At 45.3% G+C, this 19230-nt stretch carries 14 protein-coding genes; 11 read left to right on the top strand and 3 right to left on the bottom strand.

Going from position 1 to position 19230, the window contains the following annotated elements; all coding sequences use genetic code 11:
* Positions 1–57 precede the first annotated feature (57 nt).
* Together D0X99_RS14770 and D0X99_RS14765 are read right to left on the bottom strand one after the other, a co-directional pair.
* Positions 58–1569 carry a RagB/SusD family nutrient uptake outer membrane protein gene (locus D0X99_RS14770; RefSeq protein ID WP_119478605.1) on the bottom strand — a complete coding sequence of 504 codons (1512 nt, stop codon included), beginning with the start codon at positions 1567–1569 and terminating at the stop codon, positions 58–60.
* 44 nt (positions 1570–1613) lie between these two features.
* Entirely contained in the window at positions 1614–4649 is a 3036-nt protein-coding gene (locus tag D0X99_RS14765) for a SusC/RagA family TonB-linked outer membrane protein (protein WP_233553735.1), read from the bottom strand.
* 367 nt (positions 4650–5016) lie between these two features.
* Between D0X99_RS14765 and D0X99_RS14760 the strand changes: the two genes are divergently transcribed.
* From D0X99_RS14760 to D0X99_RS14725, 8 genes are all read left to right on the top strand, one after another.
* Positions 5017–8172 (top strand): PVC-type heme-binding CxxCH protein, encoded by a 3156-nt coding sequence (locus D0X99_RS14760; protein WP_119478603.1) that lies wholly within the window; start codon positions 5017–5019, stop codon positions 8170–8172.
* A gap of 184 nt (positions 8173–8356) precedes the next feature.
* Positions 8357–9466, top strand: coding sequence for an FG-GAP repeat domain-containing protein (locus tag D0X99_RS14755; protein ID WP_119478602.1), 1110 nt, complete (start codon positions 8357–8359; stop codon positions 9464–9466).
* Positions 9467–9562: 96 nt separating this feature from the next.
* Positions 9563–10984 (top strand): PQQ-dependent sugar dehydrogenase, encoded by a 1422-nt coding sequence (locus D0X99_RS14750; protein WP_119478601.1) that lies wholly within the window; start codon positions 9563–9565, stop codon positions 10982–10984.
* A 151-nt stretch (positions 10985–11135) separates the two neighbouring features.
* A complete protein-coding gene (locus D0X99_RS14745; protein ID WP_119478692.1) occupies positions 11136–11699 on the top strand; it encodes a sugar O-acetyltransferase in 564 nt (187 codons plus the stop codon).
* A 168-nt stretch (positions 11700–11867) separates the two neighbouring features.
* Positions 11868–12431, top strand: a complete 564-nt coding sequence (locus tag D0X99_RS14740; protein WP_119478691.1) for a DUF2975 domain-containing protein — start codon at positions 11868–11870, stop codon at positions 12429–12431.
* A 10-nt stretch (positions 12432–12441) separates the two neighbouring features.
* Complete coding sequence (locus D0X99_RS14735) at positions 12442–12978, top strand: DUF2975 domain-containing protein (RefSeq protein WP_119478600.1); 537 nt, start codon at positions 12442–12444, stop codon at positions 12976–12978.
* 3 nt (positions 12979–12981) lie between these two features.
* Positions 12982–13188 (top strand): helix-turn-helix domain-containing protein, encoded by a 207-nt coding sequence (locus D0X99_RS14730; protein WP_119478599.1) that lies wholly within the window; start codon positions 12982–12984, stop codon positions 13186–13188.
* Between the two features lie 140 nt (positions 13189–13328).
* The gene (locus D0X99_RS14725) at positions 13329–13949 is read left to right on the top strand and encodes a YdeI/OmpD-associated family protein (RefSeq protein WP_119478598.1); all 621 of its coding nucleotides are present in this window, start codon (positions 13329–13331) and stop codon (positions 13947–13949) included.
* A 162-nt stretch (positions 13950–14111) separates the two neighbouring features.
* Here D0X99_RS14725 and D0X99_RS14720 read toward each other — a convergent pair whose 3' ends face one another.
* Positions 14112–15680, bottom strand: coding sequence for a DUF1593 domain-containing protein (locus D0X99_RS14720; protein WP_233553730.1), 1569 nt, complete (start codon positions 15678–15680; stop codon positions 14112–14114).
* A 186-nt stretch (positions 15681–15866) separates the two neighbouring features.
* Here D0X99_RS14720 and D0X99_RS14715 point away from each other — a divergent pair, with 186 nt between their 5' ends.
* The 3 genes from D0X99_RS14715 (at position 15867) to D0X99_RS14700 (ending at position 19020) form a co-directional block, all read left to right on the top strand.
* A complete protein-coding gene (locus D0X99_RS14715; protein ID WP_119478690.1) occupies positions 15867–16799 on the top strand; it encodes a serine aminopeptidase domain-containing protein in 933 nt (310 codons plus the stop codon).
* Between the two features lie 224 nt (positions 16800–17023).
* Positions 17024–17779, top strand: a complete 756-nt coding sequence (locus D0X99_RS14705; protein ID WP_119478595.1) for a hypothetical protein — start codon at positions 17024–17026, stop codon at positions 17777–17779.
* A gap of 410 nt (positions 17780–18189) precedes the next feature.
* Positions 18190–19020: a class I SAM-dependent methyltransferase gene (locus D0X99_RS14700; protein WP_119478594.1), complete on the top strand. Its 831-nt coding sequence runs from the start codon at positions 18190–18192 to the stop codon at positions 19018–19020.
* Positions 19021–19230: the final 210 nt, after the last annotated feature.

Raw genomic sequence — 19230 nt, 5'->3', positions numbered from 1 at the left:
CTTTCAGATTTCAGGAATCTTACCGGATGTCGGGCTATTTGATTGAAGAAAACCAACTTAGAAATAAGGACTCAAATCAGATTCTGCAGCAGGATATGCGTAAAACTTGCTCAGATTCGTGAATACGTTGTTTCTTGGTACCGCACCGGCAATTGGTGGGTAATAATAGGCCTGTGGATTGGCTTTGATTCTGTTACCATAAGGAACAATGATTTCCTGAATACGGTCTGTTCGTTGAATATCAAACCAGCGCTTGTTTTCGAAAGCAAGTTCTACTCTTCTTTCTTTGAAAATGGCTTCCCTAACACCGGCCTGACCGGAAGCTGTTGTAGCTCCAAGTCCTGCTCTGGTTCTTACCTGATTGAGGAATTCAATGGCTTCGCCTGTTTTTCCCTGTTCGTTCAATACCTCAGCCATGAACAAAAGAACTTCTGCATAGCGATAGACTGGCCAGTTGGTTCCGTGGTTATTGTGCTGGGAGTGCTTTTTGGCGAATTTCAGAATGTAAGGCAAAGTTTTTGGTACTTGGAAAGCTCCGTTCAAAAAGACATATCCGATAGAAACATCTTTTCTAAGATCACCTGGCTCATACGCCGCAATGATATCCGGTGTAGGAATATTGTTACCTTCTCCATCTACTGGCTGAGGGTTGCTGGTACCTGTGATTGGCTGAAGTTCGGCAGCACTGATCGGTCTTGGCAGGAATTGATAGATGAAATTACCCTGCAAACCTGCTGCACCTTCCAAATACTGCACCTCAAAAACGGATTCCACATTGTTCTTATTGGAAGCATTATCAGAGAAAGCAGCAGCATAAGTTGGCATTAGTCTGTATTGACCGCTGGTAACTACGGGTCTCAACACTTGCTCGGCATCTGCCCATTTTTTCTGGTTGATGTACACATTGGCGAGGAGCGTTCGTGCTGCGCCAGCAGTAGCTCTTCCTGCCTCTTGGGTAGCCTTATCTTTCAATAATGGAATGGCAGCAACCAAATCAGACACAATCTGAGCATACACATCCGCCTCTGGGGAAAGCGGCAATGCGGCTTCACTTCTTACGGTCACAGGAGTCAGGTGCAAAGGCACACTTCCGAAATATCTTGCCAACTCGAAGTAGGCGAAGGCTCTGAGAAATAAAGCCTGACCTTTGATGTTTGCCTTAGCAACTTCGTCAAAGGTGACATCGTCAATGAGATCCAAAATTTGGTTGGCTCTCGCAATAATCAGGTAGTCCTGTCTCCATTGGTTGAGCACGTGGGTATTGGCAGTGGTCCCATTGGAAACGGGAACTGAGAAATCCGCCAAATCTTCCTGGTTATCTACCGCACCAAACAACACGTTTCGGGCATAGTAGGTATTGTCGGAGTGCATTTCTCCCAAAAGCCACGCTCTATCATTGAAGATGGTTCGAAGTGGAGCATAGGTGGCATTTACTGCTTGTTCAAAGTCCTTTTGGTTTTTGAAGAATGTGGCCGAGCTCAGCTGAGTTTCCGGTACCACCGTCAGAAAGTCTTCACAGCTTGTCAGAAAAACGCTCGCTGCAAATATTGCTATGATATATTTTTTCATTGTCATTGAGTTTAAAGGTGAATTAAACGGTCGATTTCCGCAGATTAAAAGTTGATGTTAGCACCAATGGTAATCGTGCGAGGAACCGGATACGCTGACAAATCAACCCCTGGGCTCAAGTTACCTCCGTCACCCTGACCATCGCTTTGCATACTCACCTCTGGATTGGATCCACCCCAATATTTGGTGAATACCCACATATTCTGGCCTGAGGCATAGATTCGCGCTGACTTCACTGATTTACCTAGTTTCTTGAAAGAATATCCCACTGTAATATTTCGTATCGTGAAATAAGAAGCATCCCATACGAAGTTGCTGTTGTTCCAGTCACGTTCTACCCCAGTTACGTTACCGCCACCCACAGTGGTACCAAAAATTCCTTCACCAGGATTTTCAGGTGATCTGAATCGGTCTTTTGCTTTTCTCACCATGTTGAATACCCCATCAAGGTTAGCTGTACTGTACAGGTGTCTCATGTACAACTGATTGCCCTGTGAACCTGAAGCAGTGATGCTGGCATCCCAGTTTTTGTAGGTGAAATTGTTGACGATGCCGTAAACGAAATCAGGGAATGGATTACCGATGATGGTACGGTCATCGCGGTCACCACCGTAAGTGATTACCCCGTCACCGTTGATATCTGCCAATTTGATACTACCCACGGTAGATCTTCCGGGAATCTTTGGAGAATTAGCCAAATCTTCCGCATTGGCATAATTACCCAACTTCTTCATTCCGTAGAACTGACCAAAAGGCTTTCCTACCTGAGTGATGTGCTGGTTACCATAAACTCTATCAATTCCGTCGGCAAGAGAAATTACCTCATTTCGGTTGAATGAAATGTTAGCGTTGACATTCCATCGGAATGCACCTGCTACAGGGATAGCATTAATTGAGAATTCATGACCCCAGAATTTGATCTCACCGATGTTGTCATTGAAGTTGGTGAAACCTGCTTCCTGAGGAATCTGAACTGCATAAAGCAGGTTCGTGGTGTTTTTGGTATAAAAATCATACACGAAAGACACTCGGTCATCCCAAAGTCCCAAGTCCAATCCGATATCAAACTGTGCGGTAGTTTCCCATCCTAAGTTACTGTTGTTCAATGAAGTAATAGCCGCACCCGGAGTTACTGTATTACCAAATGCCACGTTGATAGTGTTGTTCACCAAAGCGTATTGAGTATAGTTACCGATGTTATTATTACCGGTGATTCCGTAAGAAGCTCTCAGTTTGGTAAAGGAGATCGTAGAACTGGTCTTCATGAACTCCTCGTCAGAAAGTACCCAACCCAAAGATGTAGATGGGAATACACCCCATCGGTTGTCCGAACCAAAACGGGAAGACCCATCACCTCGGACTGAGGCCGTAAACAAATATTTTCCTTTGTAATTATAAGTGGCTCTAGAAAAAATAGAGGTCAATGTCCATTCTTCAACTCCGCTGATTGTACCCCCTCTGTTGATGTTCAGAGCACCTTGAATGGTTGGGAGTCGGTCATCAGCGTAGGTATCTGCCTGAACTCGGGTTCGATCCCTTCTGAATTGCTGATTGGAGAAACCTGCCAAAAGCTGGAAAGAGTGATCATTGATCTTCTTGTCATAGGTCGCGATGTTTTCATTCAACCAAGTGAAGTCTTGGTTCTCATCTCGGATAGATACAGCGACCGTAGGAATTGCCACGTTGATCTGTGCTGTAGCCGTGGAGGGGTTAAAGAAGAAGTAATTGGAATTCCTGATTTCGGCATTGAAAGTTGATTTCAAGGAAAGTCCCTTAATCGGCTTCCATTCTGCATAGGTATTTGCCAAGAGGTTGATCACCTTGGTTTCATTGGTGATTTCCTGAGCAGATCTTACCCAGTTTGGATAGGCGAAGATGTTACCAGTATTGGCAGGAAATCTGTTGAAATAGGTCAATTCTCCCGCCTCATCATAAATCGGCATCACAGGCCATGTATGTAGCGCATTGAACAAGATACCGGTACCACGATCACCATCTGATCTTGGAGTATTGTCCACCACATAGTTTGGAGCTACGTTTACTCCGATATTGACTTTGTCAGATACTGCGTAGTCCGTGTTCATTCTCATGGAAAAACGTCTGTAATCTGTATTGATTACAACACCCTTCTGATCGAAAACACCGGCTATCACCGCGGTATTTACTCTTTCTTTATTAGAAGTGAGGGTCAGGTTGTAGCTGGAAATCGGAGCATTCTGGAGCACGGCATCATACCAATCGTTGTTCTTGTCCCGGTATTGGGAAGGGTTTTGAAAGGCTTCTGGTACAGGAAGTTTGGCATCCTCGTAGTACTCCTTTTTAAACTGAGCAAATTCCTCCGCGTTCATCATTTCCAATCGTCCCTTCTCCGGCACTTCCTGGAAACCTGTAAATACATTCAAATTCACATTGGTTGCGCCTGCTTTACCCTTTTTGGTGGTAATCAATACCACCCCGTTGGCTGCTCTTGAACCATACAAAGAAGTAGATGCTGCATCTTTTAGTACAGTGATGTCATCGATTTCATCCGGGTTGATGGCATTGATGTCACCGGTAATCGGGAATCCATCCACCACATAGAGCGGCTGGCTACCACCGGATACAGAGAGCTGACCTCTGATACGCACGTTCATACCTTGACCTGGACGGCCGGTGGTCTGATTGATTTGTACACCGGCGAGTCGACCCTGAAGCTTCTGAGCAACTGAAGAAACCGGCATGTCCTGAAGATCTTTACCGTTGACAGATTGGATAGCACCGGTCAATTCCTTTTTGATCTGGCTACCGTAGCCAACTACGACCACTTCGGAAAGGTCAGAGGTAGAAAGGTCCAGTGTGACATCATAAACGGTCTGACCTCCAACCACAGGAACTTCCTTGGAAGAATATCCAACAAAACTGATTACCAGGATTTCTCCGGCTGCAGCATTGATGGAGTAGTTTCCATCGATGTCAGTTACAGTACCTCTTTGGGTGCCCTTGATTAATACCAAGGCACCGGGTACTGGTTCTCCTTCGGATGTGACTACACCCCGGACAGACTGGGTCTGCCCAAAACTCGTTACGCTTATGCAGAACATAAGCAATAAAAACCCGAAAAGCCGGATTTTTACTCTAGATAGATAGTGGTTATTCATATAGACGGGTTTAAAGTATTTGAATAATTTCCACTCAATTACATCAATCGATTTCCAGACTCTATCCTGTCGAATCCTGCATAAAACTCAGAAAATCAGGAAAAAATAGCAGGACACTACAGGATACATATAATTTAAAAAAGAAGTAAACCCACAATACAGGATGGATCAGGTTGCACTAAAATTTATTTATTTCTAATTCACCATTGAAATCAAACTTGGAACCTTGGTAAAAAAGGATTTATCCACCCATCCAAATCCGATTAACTTCCATTTATTTATAGATTAAAGAATAAATACCCCAGACCTTATGAAAAGAATACTTTCTTCTTTTTCTCTCAGACTGCTTATTCTGGCTATGCCTGTTTTTTTCAGCTGCAAACCTGACAAGACTCTAGAGATTCGAAAAAACTCCCGCATCACTCTGGTCGGAAACAACCTAGGATCCCGGATGCAGGAATATGGGCTTTTTGAAACCGAAATGCACCTCCGATATCCGGACAGCACGCTTTTTATAAGGAATCTTTGTGATCCCGGAGACACTCCGGGTTTTAGACCTCGATCTGGCACCAAGGACCCTTGGGCCTTTCCCGGTGCTGAGGAGTTTCAAACAGAATACGCCTCCCCTTCAGGAAGCGAAGGTTTCTTGGAAAAACCAGATCAGTGGCTCACCCGACTTCAGGCAGATATCGTAATCGGATTCTTTGGTTTCAATGAATCCTTCCAGGGAAAAGAAGGCTTGGAAAACTACAAGGCCGAACTCGATGCATGGATTCAACATTCAAAAACCCAGAAATACAATGGAAAATCAGCCCCTCAACTGGCTTTGGTTTCTCCGATTGCATTCGAGGATCTTTCTGGCACCATTGACGTTCCGGACGGAAAAAAGGAAAACGAAAATCTGAAGCTTTACACCGATGCCATGAAGGAAGTGGCAGCGAAACATGAACTGGTTTTTGTCGATGCATTTACCCCAAGTCAGGAATGGTATGCCGAATCGGAAGAACCGCTAACTATCGATGGATCCCAGTTGAATGAAAAAGGCTATGAAAAACTGGCAGTCTTACTGGCAGATAAGCTTTTTGGAAAAGAAGACCGAAAAGCGGAAGCCAACCGTGATCTGATTCACGCCGCTGTCATGGAGAAAAACTGGATGTGGACCAACGATTACAAAATTCCAAACGGAGTACACGTCTTTGGTCGTAGATACGACCCCTTTGGTCCTGACAACTATCCTTTTGAACTGGAAAAAATCCGTCAGATGACGGCCATCCGGGATACGGCAATTTGGGAAGCTACCACTGGGAAAGTAAAAGACCTCGCTGCTGCCGATGCTAAAACCCGCCCCCTACCTGAAGTGGAAACCAACTACAACCCGGAGGCAAACGGAAGCTTGGAGTATAAATACGGTGAAGATGCGCTGAAATCACTAAAAGTGCCTGAAGGCTACAAAATCGAGCTTTTTGCCTCTGAAAGTGAGTTTGTTGACCTTGCCAATCCGGTCCAACTTTCCTTTGACAATAAAGGAAGACTGTGGGTAGCTACCATGCCCAGCTATCCTCACTACAGACCGGGTGATAAAAGACCTCAGGACAAATTGATCATTCTAGAGGACACCAACAATGACGGCAAGGCTGATAAACAGACCACTTTTGCAGACAATCTGCACATACCGGTAGGTTTTGAAATTGCTCCGGAGGGAGTATATGTTTCTCAGGGGAATAATCTCATCCTTCTCGTAGATGAAAATGGGGACGATAAAGCAGACCGTAAAGAAGTCCTCTTAAGCGGATTTGACGATCACGACACCCACCATGCCATATCGGCTTTCACCACCGATGAATCCGGCGCCATTTACATGGCTGAAGGCGTTTTCCTCCATACCAATGTGGAAACGTCCTACGGTCCGGTTCGTGCTACCAATGGAGGCTTTTACCGATACGAACCCAAACGCCATAAGCTGGAACGTGTCAATCAGGTGAACATCCCAAATCCTTGGGGCATTGCCTTTGATGCCTGGGGACAAAACTTCTACGCCGAAACCTCCGGACCAAATGTCAACTGGATGCTTCCAGGATCCGTATTGCCACGCTATGGCAACTCAAACTTTAAAGGTCCAAACCTGATTGAAAAAGCACACATGGTTCGTCCTACCTCCGGTTTGGAATTCATTTCCAGCCGCCACTTTCCGGACGAGGTACAGGGCGACCTGATTATCAACAATACCATTGGATTCCTGGGAACCAAGCAGCACCAGATGTTTGAGGACACTGTTGGATTCACCACCAAATGGAGACAGGACCTAGTCGTATCCAGTGACCGAAATTTCCGTCCTGTCGATATGGAAATTGCTCCGGATGGCTCACTTTACATTGTTGACTGGCACAATATCCTCATCGGTCACATGCAGCACAATGCCCGTGACCCGCTTCGAGACCACGTCCACGGCAGAATCTACCGGGTGACCTATCCTTCACGGCCGTTGGTTACCCCTGCAAAAGTTGCCGGCGCCAGCATTCCTGAATTGTTGGAAAATCTGAAACTCCCTGAGTATCGTACACGCTACCGAACCCGTCGCGAACTCAGAGGCAGGGATAAAGGAGAAGTTTTCACAGCTATTCAAAACTGGACCAAGTCTCTAGACAAAACCGATCCGAATTATGAGCACCACCTGCTCGAAGGACTTTGGGTGACTTGGGGAATCAATCAAGTGGATCAAGACCTGTTGAAGCAATTGCTCAAATCCAAGGATTACCGGGTAAGGGCCGCAGCCACCCGAGTGGTCAGATATACCGGGCATCAGGTCAAAGATCAGGCAGAACTCCTGATGGCCTCTGCCAAAGATCCTCATGGCCGGGTGAGACTGGAGGCCATCGCGGCCGCTTCCTGGCTTCCAAGGGAAATCGGCTTACCGATTTTGGCTGAAGCTGAAAAACAACCTCAGGACAAAACCTGGATTCCGGGAACACTGGAAACCGCGGTAGCTCACCTAAATGGACTTTCTGTTCGGGAGAAAAAAGAAGAGGACGTCAAATCTTCCCTGACCGGCTCGGATCGTGAACTCTTTGTCCTCGGAAAAGAAATCTACGCCCGCGAAGGCTTCTGTAGCACCTGCCATCAGCCGGACGGCGGTGGCTTGACCGCGTCCCAATTCCCTCCACTTCGAGGCACGCCATGGGTGACCGGTAGTCCGGAACGATTGATCAAAATCGTCCTCAAAGGTATCATGGGGCCAATTGAAGTAGCTGGAAGGGAATATCCGGGACAAGTTCCTATGACACCTTACGAAGGCATGCTCAACGACACCGAAATCGCAGCAGTGTTGACTTATGTGAGAAATTCCTTCGGCAATAAAGCCTCTCCAATTTCTCCGGATTTGGTCAAAACAGTACGGGAAGAAGTAAAGGGCAAAGAAGGATTCTGGAGTCCAAGTGAGTTGCTCAAGATGCATCCGATGGAGAAATAGGATTTCGGATTGGGTACGATATTCGGAGTTCGAAATTCGTTATTCATTATTGAGAAATTGGTTATTAAGTTATTGGTGGCATGGTTTTTTAGATCTTGCCACCAATACTAGTTTTAATGAATTTCTTACAAAAATCAGGTTTGAGGCCCCAATGCCCTCGTAATACGTAAATCAAAAATCGTCAATGAGAACCACCCTTACTTTACTTGCCCTCTCGTTACCAATCCTTTCCTTTTCCCAATCCAAAAATCTCAGCTTCGAAAAGCAAATGATCGCTTACGAAAGCTATGAGTCAGTTGGGATTATTGATGTGGACAAAGACGGAGTTCCGGATTTGGTCTCGGGTAGCTTTTGGTACAAGGGACCCAAGTTCCTCGACCGGTTTATGATCGGACAGGTCAAGAGGTACGGAGAGTACTATGAGGATTTTTCCACCATTCCCATGGATGTCAACGGAGACGGAAACATGGACTTTATTACCGGAGGATGGTTTGAAGGCAAACTCACCTGGAAAGAAAATCCCGGAAACGGAAAGGAATGGACTTCCCATGTAATCGCCGAAACGGGAAATATCGAAACAACCCGGGCCTGGGACATCGATGGCGACGGTACATTGGAGATCGTTCCCAACACCCCCAGAAAACCTCTGGCCTTCTACAAATGGGTCGCTCCAAATCAGTTTGAGAAATACGAAGTCTTCGAAACCCAAGGACATGGACTGGGCTATGGAGACATCAACGGCGACGGATGGGGAGATTTTGTGAGTTCATTTGGCTGGTATGAGGCTCCGGCTGACTTGCGCAACGGGGAATGGACTTTCCACCCGACATTCAATCTTGGCGATACTAGTGTACCGATCATTGTGACCGATCTCAACGGGGACGGAATGAACGACCTGATCTTGGGTAATGGCCATAATTACGGCTTGCTCTGGATGGAACAGGTGAAAAAGGACGGGGAAATCTCCTTTGTCAAACATGACATCGATCCCTACCACGCCCAATACCATGTTTTGGAATGGGTAGACCTGGACGGTGACGGCAAAAACGAATTGATTACAGGAAAGCGCTATCGGGCACACAACGGAAAAGATCCGGGAGAACTCGATGACTTTGGACTTTACTATTTCAAATGGGATGGGAAGACTTTTGTCAAAAATGTGATCAGCTTTGGACCTTTTGGGGAGGGCAAAGGAACCGGGCTTTACTTCTCTACCGGAGATCTCAATGCAGACGGAAAAATTGACATCGCTGTGGCCGGAAAAGATGGCTTGGCGGTGTTTTTTCAGAAGTGAAAACTGTCGGATGCTTGGAGCCGAATGACTGAATAAACTTAACCCACTAGAAGAATTCCGTATCTTCATCAGGTAAAACCATTCAGGAAACTTACGATGAAAGCCTTTCATTCCTTAGCCATTTTAACTGGATTAATCCTTTTCTCCTTTATTGCTGTTGCTCAAAATGGAGAAAAGGTTTACAAAATGTATTGCATGGGTTGCCATGGAGCTGACCTAAAAGGAACGCCGGCAGGCACTTCTCTTTTGGCAGAAAACCTAAAGTATGGGAATGAAACTGCTGATATCAGCAAAAGCATCAGCAATGGAATTCCTAATACAACCATGATCAAATGGAGCAATACCTTGCCGGCCCATGAAATCGGGGAGCTGACCGAGTACATTTTAGGGGTTAGAAAAAGCCAACCCTCCCAAAAAAAATCCGCAGAAACTCTGACGTTCAGTACCGAGGATTACACTCTCAAAGTGGAGAAACTTGTGACCGAGGGGTTGGTTTTCCCCTGGGGGATCGAATTTGTCGATGCTCACCGGGCCTTGATTTCCGGCAACAAAGGAGAGCTGTATTGGGTAGTAGATGGAAAACTCGATCCCAAACGGGTAACCGGACTTCCTTTCATTTACGGAACTGACTTGGTCGGAGGAATGATGGATTTGGCTTTGGATCCCAAGTATTCCGAAAACGGCTGGATCTACTTTTCCTTTTCACACAATCCCAAAAACACAGCGGACAAAACATCTCCAGCCATGACCAAAGTGGTTAGAGGCAAAATAAAAGAATACCAGTGGGTGGATCAGGAAACACTTTTTGAAGCTCCGGATTCCGTTCTGGTCGTGGGAGGAACGCGTTGGGGAAGCCGCCTTTTGTTTGACAAAGAAGGTTACCTGTATTTCACCACCGGTGACATGCAGCAAAGCATAGCCGAGGGGATTAATCCTCAGTTGCCCTCCCGGGCAGAGGGAAAAATATTCCGGATCTATCCTGACGGAAGCATCCCCAAAGACAACCCTTATTATGGTCAAAAAGGCACTCTGCAGGCAATCTATGCAGTGGGTACCCGGAATGTCCAGGGGCTTGCACAGCATCCGGTGACCGGAGAAATCTACTTCACTGATCACGGACCAAAAGGTGGGGACGAGGTGAATCGGCTAAAAAAAGGAGGGAATTACGGCTGGCCGGTGATTACCTACGGCGTGAATTACAATGACAGTCCCGTCACGAGTCTGACAGCCAAAGAAGGTATGGAGCAACCCCTCACCTATTACGATCCGTCTATTGCCATCTGTGCGGCAGAATTCATTACCGGTGCTCTTTTCCCAAAATGGAAAAATCAGCTCCTGATCACCGCCCTCAAGGATCAGGAAATCCGGAGATTGGTGATCGACGGGGACAAGGTGCTTGGCCAAGAAGTAATTCTGAAAGGAATGGGACGGGTGCGTGATGTCAAAATCGGCCCGGATGGGGCACTTTATGTACTCACCAACGCTCCGGATGCCTTGCTGAGAATTACCCCAAACTGATAGGAATCCAGTATCGATCCAAGAAAAAGGTGTTTGATTTTCTTAAGTCTTGATTTGATTTGAGTTAAGAAGCAAACCGGGATACTGTCGAATTTTGAACCCTGATTCTCTTGCAGAAAAAACTGGTTCCCATTTAAACTCAATTGCCTTAATGACCCTAGCTGAAGCCTACGCCCGATTCAATTCCGGAGAAGTCATCCCTCCAAATGACCCTGCTTTCTCCGTCGTATTTCCAATCGTGGGAGAAACCCTGCGACTGATCGGAAAACTTAATGCCAGCGGAGATATCGGTGAAGCAAGGCAAATTCTCAGTCAGATTCTGGATCAGGAAGTACATGAAAGCACCACAGTTTTCCCTCCATTCACTACCAATTTTGGGAGGTTTACAACGATCGGGAAAAACGTTTTCATCAATCACGGCTGTTCCTTCCTGGATTTAGGCGGAATCACCATCGAGGATAATGTGCTCATCGGTCCCCAGGTCAAACTGGTAACCGAAAATCATCCCCTGGATCCAGCCACACGGAAAGGCTTGATCACCAAACCCATCGTAATAAAGCAAAATGCCTGGATCGGTGCGGGTGCAACAATTCTGCCCGGCGTAACCATAGGCGAAAATTCCGTAGTAGCCGCCGGAGCGGTAGTTTCCAAAGATGTACCCGACAATACTGTTGTGGGAGGAATTCCAGCCAAATTCCTGAAGCATATTGATTAAATCCCAGTATGCAGGCAAGCATTCAAAAAGGGGATATTGACAAAAGCAGAAAGAACCATTTTCTTCTGCTTTATGACCTTCAAAAATTAATTTGAATTTTTTTCAACAATTATTTATTGTTTTTCAATAAATATTTACCGAGGTTTGGGAAATCAAATCCATCCTCCTATGAACAATCTAAAATCTCAATGGAAAGAAAAGTGGGTCAACCAGCCTGCTTTGATGCTGATCACTGTCGTCATCTGGTCCATTTTTATCGGACTCTGCATCCAGGCAGGCGCATTGCTTTTCACTTTTATCTATAGTCTTTTTAATCCAATTGTCGCTCACAACCTCTATGAAGGACTCGACCTTTCGGCTTTGCGCGAGCAAAATCTCTGGTACTATGGAGGAGTGATCTCCATGGTCCTGTTTATTCTGGGTCAAAAGGCTTACCTGTTTTACCTGATGATCCGCATTTTTCTCAAGATCAACCTGGTTCATCCATTCAGCAAAGAAGTTTCCAAACTCATCTCCTCCATCAGCTACGTGGCTTTTCAGATCGGTGTGGCGATCATTTTAGCCTCAGGGGTTTTCAAATGGCTGGTAAAAAGAGGCTTTGAACTTGATAAAGTTCAGGATATGGTCGGAGGAGGCTTTGAGTTCTTGCTGATGGCAGCCCTGTTGATCGCTATCAGCATGGTCTTCAAAAGGGGCGTGGAAATCCAATCTGAAAACGAGTTAACGGTATAAGTCAAGCACCATGTCACCAAAAACCGACTTTGTCATCAAATTACTCCATGTGATCTCTTGGATCATCTTCATCGCGCTCTGCTATCAAACCGGAGCCTTGATGTTCAACTATGCATTCATGCAGTTTCAAGTTTTCCCGCCAGAAAATCAGTACCTCATTTTGGATCTATCCAAACTCTTTACCCAAAGTGAAATCTATTTTGGGATACTGTTCGGTTTGGCCATAGGAGTAAATGGATTGAAGGCCTATACCTTCTATCTGATCACCCTGATTTTCCAGTATCTGAATTTGCACAAGCCCTTTAGCAAAGAGATATCCAGCTTGATCTCCAAGATCAGCTATTACATCTTCGCTGTCGGCATCCTGGGAGCGATCGCACAGGGAATCAATGAGGAATTGGACAAACAGGGTTATCCGGTCGAAAATGCCTATGAACATTGGGACGACTATTCGGCATTTCTCCTGATGGCCGCAGTGGTCTTTGTGATCGCTCAGATTTTCAAAAAGGGAATGGAAATCCAATCTGAAAACGACCTTACCGTCTAGGCCATGGCAATCATTGTAAATCTGGACGTCATGATGGCAAAGCGGAAAATGTCGCTGAATGAGCTTTCAGAAAAGGTGGACATCACACTTTCCAACCTATCCATCCTCAAAACCGGCAAAGCTAAAGCCATCCGGTTTAGCACCCTGGAATCCATCTGCAAGGCCCTGGACTGCCAGCCGGGGGATATCCTGGAATTTAGAGATGAATAAGTGGAGATTCGTATTTTGATTCAAATGGGTGTTCAAGGTTCGGCGTTCAAAGTTTGATTTTCGTCCAACCTTGGATTCACAGCCCTGAACCCTGAACTTTGAACCTTCGGTAACACTTTACTTTTAACCTTGACGACTCTATGAATCCCCATGTCGACCTATTCCTACTTGAAGGCTGCATGCGCTGTGCAAAGGGCGCCACTCCTGCCTGCAAAGTGCATCGATGGACTGTTATTCTGGAATTTTTGCGCCAGCTTCTCCTTGAATCCGAACTCACCGAAGAACGGAAATGGGGCGTACCTACCTACACCCTGAATGGAAAAAATGTGATTATGTTGGGTGTTTTTGTGGAGTCCTGTGTGCTGAGTTTCCTGAAAGGGGGTCTGATGGAGGATCCGAATGGGATTCTGGAGCTTCCCGGACCTAATTCCCAGGAAGGCCGATTCATCCGCTTTACCACATTGGAAAAAGCAAAGACACTGGAAAACGAAATCCGGGAGTACATCCAGCAGGCCATCGCGATTGAAAAGTCAGGCAAAAAGATCGAAACCCTACCTCGGGGTGGAATGGAACTTCCGGAGGAACTAATCCAAAAATTCGCCGAGCACGAGGGCTTGGAAAGGGCCTTTTTGGGATTGACACCCGGACGACAACGAGGCTATCTGATCCATTTTACCGGAGCCAAACAATCAGCTACCCGACTCAGCAGAATCGAAAAATGCATTCCCCGGATCATGGCAGGAAAAGGGATGATGGATTGAAGCTATTTCACCGCAGAGTCGCGGAGATCGCAAAAAGAGTTTTAAAAAACTTGTAAAAGCATCTTTTAAAAAAATCCAATCCTCTGCGTCCTTTGCGCCTTTGCGGTGAATATTTCTTTGTGTTCTTCAATTAAACCTCCGCGCCCTTGGCGGTTAAAATCTTCACTTCACCTCCACCACAAATCGCACATACCGTGTCATCGGATGGATTCCATTGTCCTTCACTTCCGCGATCACATGGAGCTGGCCTGTGGATTCTGAATCCAACCTTACCTGCGCTTGATTTCCTGTCATACTTAGGCTTTCATTACCGGAGTAAGTTCCCACTTCCCGATAAACCCAGAATTTGGTCTCCAATTGATCGCCATCCGGATCGTTGGTCTGAACCTCCAGGGTCAGTGTTTCCCCGGGTTTGGCTGAAATGCGGGTTCCGCCCACAGCCTTAACCACCGGTGGATGATTGGCCTCGGCAAAGTCCATCACACACCAATCTGCCCGGGCAGCAAAATCCTCCTGAATTGTCTCAATCCAGCGGATTTGGGGATAGGTGGCATCTAGGGTGTCAGTGAAAGGATTGTAATCGAGGACAGTTGCGCCGTCTTCCCATCGGTTGGGTTGCTCAATGGATTGCACCAATCGGCCACCCCAACCTCCCCACTGGGGCTGATTGAGATTGTCCAAACCGACATCGATCAGGTGAAGGTAAGCCGGAGAGTCGCCCTCGGAGATAAAGTCATACACTCCAAAGGTTCCCCATTGCGCATTGACCAACTTGGTGGGATCGCCGTGGATATGCTCGTCATCCCCTGCCTGCACCTGTCCGTCGCCGTAGCTGTAGTATTGCTTCAGCAGCGGCCCGTGGTTGTTGATGATTTCCTCACCCATGAATTTTCCTTCAAACAGGTACTGCTGGGATTCCGGTACGGCCCGCTTCCAGGGATAGGCAAAGCACCAAAACTGATTGGAATTGTAGTAAATCTTCAGGTCTGGCCAGTTTGGTGCGATGTACTTCCGATACGTCGCATCCTGATCTAAAATCGCATAGATGATGGCCTTATCGATCACCTTCTTGTAAATGCTTTTCCACTCTGCCGTGCCTTTGTATTGATCTTCGATGGACTTCAAGGCCCGGGCAATGGTATTTGTCCCGCCCCAGACCTGAAGGTAAATCGGTTCCATGTTGGCATCCAGTAGCTTGGCTTTGATAAAGTCTGAACCCTCCGTATCGACTTCCATTTCTCCTTCAAAGTCGATGTTCCCCACCCGAACCACCGAGCGCAAATATTCCGCTGTAGGGAAACCCTCCGCATGCTGACTCAGTTTGGGATATACCGATTCATAGGCATCCAAAAGCGGATTCATCCATTCCACTCCCGGCCAGCGGAGGTCCGTCTTCGCTCCATACATAGTTTTGGTCATTTCCATCTCCGAGGTGAACAGCGTCCCTTTACCATCCCCCTTGTAGTGCCACATGGAGGAAGAATAGATCAAGCCCTCGATTCGGAATTCATTCGCATAGAGTAACATTCGGATAAAGGAATCCACATCATCAATCTCCCCGTCGGTGGTGACGATGGTTCGGGGCTTTAGGGGTTCCGGTGTGGCTTCCTCTACCGACTCGGTCTTGGGTTGACAGGAGAAAAAGGAAAAGAAAAGGGAAGCAATCAGGAAGAAGCGCATGTGGCTTAGGGTTGAGAATGGGAAAATAGGGAAAGGGCGGGAAAAATCCATTTCCGATCAACTAGGGTTTGGAGATGCGAGTGGAAGAGGGTACTTTCAGAAAGTTGGGGAAGGAAGTTCGCGGGGAAATGATAGACCTGCTTGTTTCAATTATTTGACAGACTGAATCAAAAAAGCACTAAAAAATGGCGACTATAAACCGGTTAATGACCATATAAAATGACAAAACCGATAGCGATGAAAATATACAGTAAGTCAAATTTTAAAGACGAAACAGCAGACCTAACCTACTTTGAAAATTGGGCGGAAAAGCTGGAAAAAAATAACGGAAGACACTATGAACGTTTCAAAATAGAAACTTCGCTTGGTAAGACACACATTTGGGGTGTTAACACAAATGAGGAACAATTAGATACGTTGGTGATTTTTCCAGGCGCAAGAACTACTGCACTCATTTGGGACTTTGACAAAGGACTTGATAACTTAAATCATAGAATGAGAATTTTTATGGTGGAAACAAATGGACTTCCAAATTTGAGTGAGGGATCAACACCAGATATTAAATCTTTGGACTATGGTATTTGGGCAACAGAGGTATTTGACCGGTTGAAAATTGAAAAAGCCTTTATCGCAGGCGCTTCTTTTGGGGGATTGATATGTATGAAGTTTGGAATTGTAAGTCCAGATAGAATAAAGGCGGCTTTTTTATTAAACCCCGGTTGCTTACAACCCTTTTCTCTGACTTTTAAAAACCTATTCTATAATCTTTTGCCAATCATCAAGCCAAATAAGAAGAACGTCTTAAAATTTCTCGATAAGGCGATTTTTTCTAAACCGAATCACAAGCTTTCAGAATTTTCAGAAACAATGCTTGTAGATTATGAGGTTTTTGCCATAAGTAGATATAAAGACAAAACTCAAAAACCTTATTACATGGACAAACAACTTGAAGAAGTTAAAGTAGATACCTATTTACTCGTTGGCGACAAAGACCTTTTATTTCCCTATCAAAAATCAATAGATAATGCAAAAAGGCAGATTAAATCATTGAAAGAATCAAAAATCTATAATAACGTAGGTCATGGTATTGAAACCTACGACAAAGCATTGAACTATATAGGAGAAACAATAAAAAAATACAACCCATCTGAAAATAGAATAAGCCATTGAATAGGGACAAAGTACCCCCATTTAATCTGGCAGGTCTAAACGAAACAACCTGCCTGAGTGTAAAAGAAATGACGGATAATTGGTCAAAGTTCGTTACCCCTCCCCTTACCAAGATCCGAGAAGCACTTTTTGCATTTGATCAACATCCTGTTTATTTTCAATTACTTTTCAGAAAAAACCAGCAAGAGCCCGGCTTGATTTTTTGAGAAAAACTCATCTTTTACATGAAAAAAATCTTATTCCCGCACATTGAAAAATGGCTGCTCCTCTTGGTGCCTTTGGTAGTCCTTGGATTCTACCCCAGCTATTGGAGTAAGTTATTGTCCGTGGACAAAACAGCAATCCAACATGTGCATGCATTCTTGATGTGTCTGTGGGTCATTATGAGTTTGGTGCAGCCCTATTTGATCCTAAAAAAGAAGATCCAAGCACATAAAATCATCGGCAAAATAAGTTACGGGTTGATGCCCTTAATCGTCATCTCCGGTTATCTCCTTATTCAGGCACGCTATGAACGCGTGCTTTTTCGGGTCCAGGATCGGGTGGCCACGGGCGAACTCCAACTTACTCCGGAAGAGGTTCTTGGAAGAGTAGCCAGTTCGCAAACTATCGGCATCCTGTTTTTGCTTTTACTTATCATCTGCTACGTACTGGCCATTGTCCATCGCAAAAAAATCCTCCCCCATGCCACCTACATGTTGGGGGCCATATTTACTTCCATTGATCCCGCCTTGGACCGATTGATTGGGTTTTGGTCAAATGCCTATGAACTCGAGCCTAACTTCTTCATTACCTATGGTTCCCAACTTTTCGCCATGGTCTTGCTCCTTGCCTTAGCCATTTACCAGCGATCCAAACAGCTGTCGCTTAAACCCGTGTTGGTGGTGATTGGTCTGTATGCCATTGTTTTCTTAATAAACAACAATGCAAGTGAAACTGCCGTTTGGCGAGGATTTGTGGAGCTCTTCTTGTTCAGATAATAACCCTCCAAACCAGTGAAGGACAAAGGCAATCCGAACATTTAAGGATTTGGTTGAGAATGCCCGGTATGTTCCTGAGAAGGTTAAGGGGTGGCCATTCTGAACACCTTTGTTTCTTCGTTCAGCCTTAAACCTATTGCATAGAAAATAAAACTTTTAAGTTATATTGACTTTCCGTAAAACCCTGATTACCATCTGATTTTTAGGAAAAGTATCCCGGAAAAAAAAGGAAGTTTATAACATACGCCCATACAGTTGGACGGAAAGTACCTGCAAACACGTAATCATAAATAAGTTACCTGTCTTTTTTTTTACGGTTCCCATAGCTGATTTCAATTGTTCGATTATAAATTTAGCGTAAAAACGGTGCAGCTGAAAACCGGAAAAAAGAGGCGAAAAATTCAACCAATATGGAAAATTCAACGGTAACAAATCCAAACAAAGCCTTGTGGGAAAAGGGCGACTTCACCCGCATAGCTCAAACTATGCGTAAAAGTGGGGAGGAACTAGTGGCCAAACTTGGCATCAGTCACGGAATGAAAATTCTAGAATTAGGTTGTGGGGACGGAACTACGGCTATTCCTGAAGCAAAATTGGGTGCTGATGTTCTTGGTGTTGATATTGCAGGCAATCTTGTTGCAGCCGGAAATATCCGTGTCCAAAAAGAGGGCCTGGGCAATTGCAAATTTCAGGAAGGTGATGCAATCAACCTGATTGGGTTGGAAGACAAATCATTCGACCGTGTGATCAGCATTTTTGGAGCCATGTTCGCCCCAAAACCGTTTGAGGTTGCGAAAGAAATGGTTCGAGTTACAAAACCGGGAGGTAAGATTATAATGGGCAACTGGATTCCTGGCGACCCAACATTTGTGGCCCAAATACTTAGAATCAGTTCTTCCTTTACTCCTCCCCCTCCGGAGGGCTTTATCAGTCCTATGACATGGGGAGTTGAAAGTAATGTAATTGAACGCTTTGAGAAGGCAGGTATTTCCAAGGAGAACATCTCATTTGAAAGAGATACTTTTACTTTTATTGCAGAATATTCTCCGGAAGAATTTGTCCTGGCATTTAAATCCTATTACGGACCTACAATGAATGCCTTTGAAGCAGCAGAGAAGAACGGTAAATCAACCGAACTCCAGCAAGAGTTAATTGAATTATTCACCAGCCAGAATCAAAGCTCAGATCCAAGCAAGACTGTTATTCCAGCTACTTATCTGAGAGTAACAGTTCAATGTTGATCCATTAGGACCAAAAAGCGGTAAAATAAAGAGTCTGCGATAGGGATGAAGTAACTTCGCAGACTCCATTTGGCCCTGTACAATCTTATTGTTTGCCTAAATCATTAATTAATTGAGCAAGCTTTTCCTATCTCTTCTACTTCACGTAAAATTACTAGGGGAGATATCTACCAAAACCTTCTCCCTGTATTCCAAAACGATGTTTTGCCC

Origin of the sequence: Algoriphagus lacus, assembly GCF_003583985.1 — a bacterium.
Classification (GTDB): Bacteria; Bacteroidota; Bacteroidia; order Cytophagales; family Cyclobacteriaceae; genus Algoriphagus; species Algoriphagus lacus.
This window is presented reverse-complemented; position numbering and strand designations above follow the sequence as displayed.

What these genes read in the sequence shown, in the direction of transcription:
- D0X99_RS14770 (WP_119478605.1), bottom strand. Translation starts at nt 1,569, where the DNA reads ATGAAAAAATATATCATAGCAATATTTGCAGCGAGCGTTTTTCTGACA.
- D0X99_RS14765 (WP_233553735.1), bottom strand. Translation starts at nt 4,649, where the DNA reads ATGTTCTGCATAAGCGTAACGAGTTTTGGGCAGACCCAGTCTGTCCGG.
- D0X99_RS14760 (WP_119478603.1), top strand. Translation starts at nt 5,017, where the DNA reads ATGAAAAGAATACTTTCTTCTTTTTCTCTCAGACTGCTTATTCTGGCT.
- D0X99_RS14755 (WP_119478602.1), top strand. Translation starts at nt 8,357, where the DNA reads ATGAGAACCACCCTTACTTTACTTGCCCTCTCGTTACCAATCCTTTCC.
- D0X99_RS14750 (WP_119478601.1), top strand. Translation starts at nt 9,563, where the DNA reads ATGAAAGCCTTTCATTCCTTAGCCATTTTAACTGGATTAATCCTTTTC.
- D0X99_RS14745 (WP_119478692.1), top strand. Translation starts at nt 11,136, where the DNA reads ATGACCCTAGCTGAAGCCTACGCCCGATTCAATTCCGGAGAAGTCATC.
- D0X99_RS14740 (WP_119478691.1), top strand. Translation starts at nt 11,868, where the DNA reads ATGAACAATCTAAAATCTCAATGGAAAGAAAAGTGGGTCAACCAGCCT.
- D0X99_RS14735 (WP_119478600.1), top strand. Translation starts at nt 12,442, where the DNA reads ATGTCACCAAAAACCGACTTTGTCATCAAATTACTCCATGTGATCTCT.
- D0X99_RS14730 (WP_119478599.1), top strand. Translation starts at nt 12,982, where the DNA reads ATGGCAATCATTGTAAATCTGGACGTCATGATGGCAAAGCGGAAAATG.
- D0X99_RS14725 (WP_119478598.1), top strand. Translation starts at nt 13,329, where the DNA reads ATGAATCCCCATGTCGACCTATTCCTACTTGAAGGCTGCATGCGCTGT.
- D0X99_RS14720 (WP_233553730.1), bottom strand. Translation starts at nt 15,680, where the DNA reads ATGGATTTTTCCCGCCCTTTCCCTATTTTCCCATTCTCAACCCTAAGC.
- D0X99_RS14715 (WP_119478690.1), top strand. Translation starts at nt 15,867, where the DNA reads ATGAAAATATACAGTAAGTCAAATTTTAAAGACGAAACAGCAGACCTA.
- D0X99_RS14705 (WP_119478595.1), top strand. Translation starts at nt 17,024, where the DNA reads ATGAAAAAAATCTTATTCCCGCACATTGAAAAATGGCTGCTCCTCTTG.
- D0X99_RS14700 (WP_119478594.1), top strand. Translation starts at nt 18,190, where the DNA reads ATGGAAAATTCAACGGTAACAAATCCAAACAAAGCCTTGTGGGAAAAG.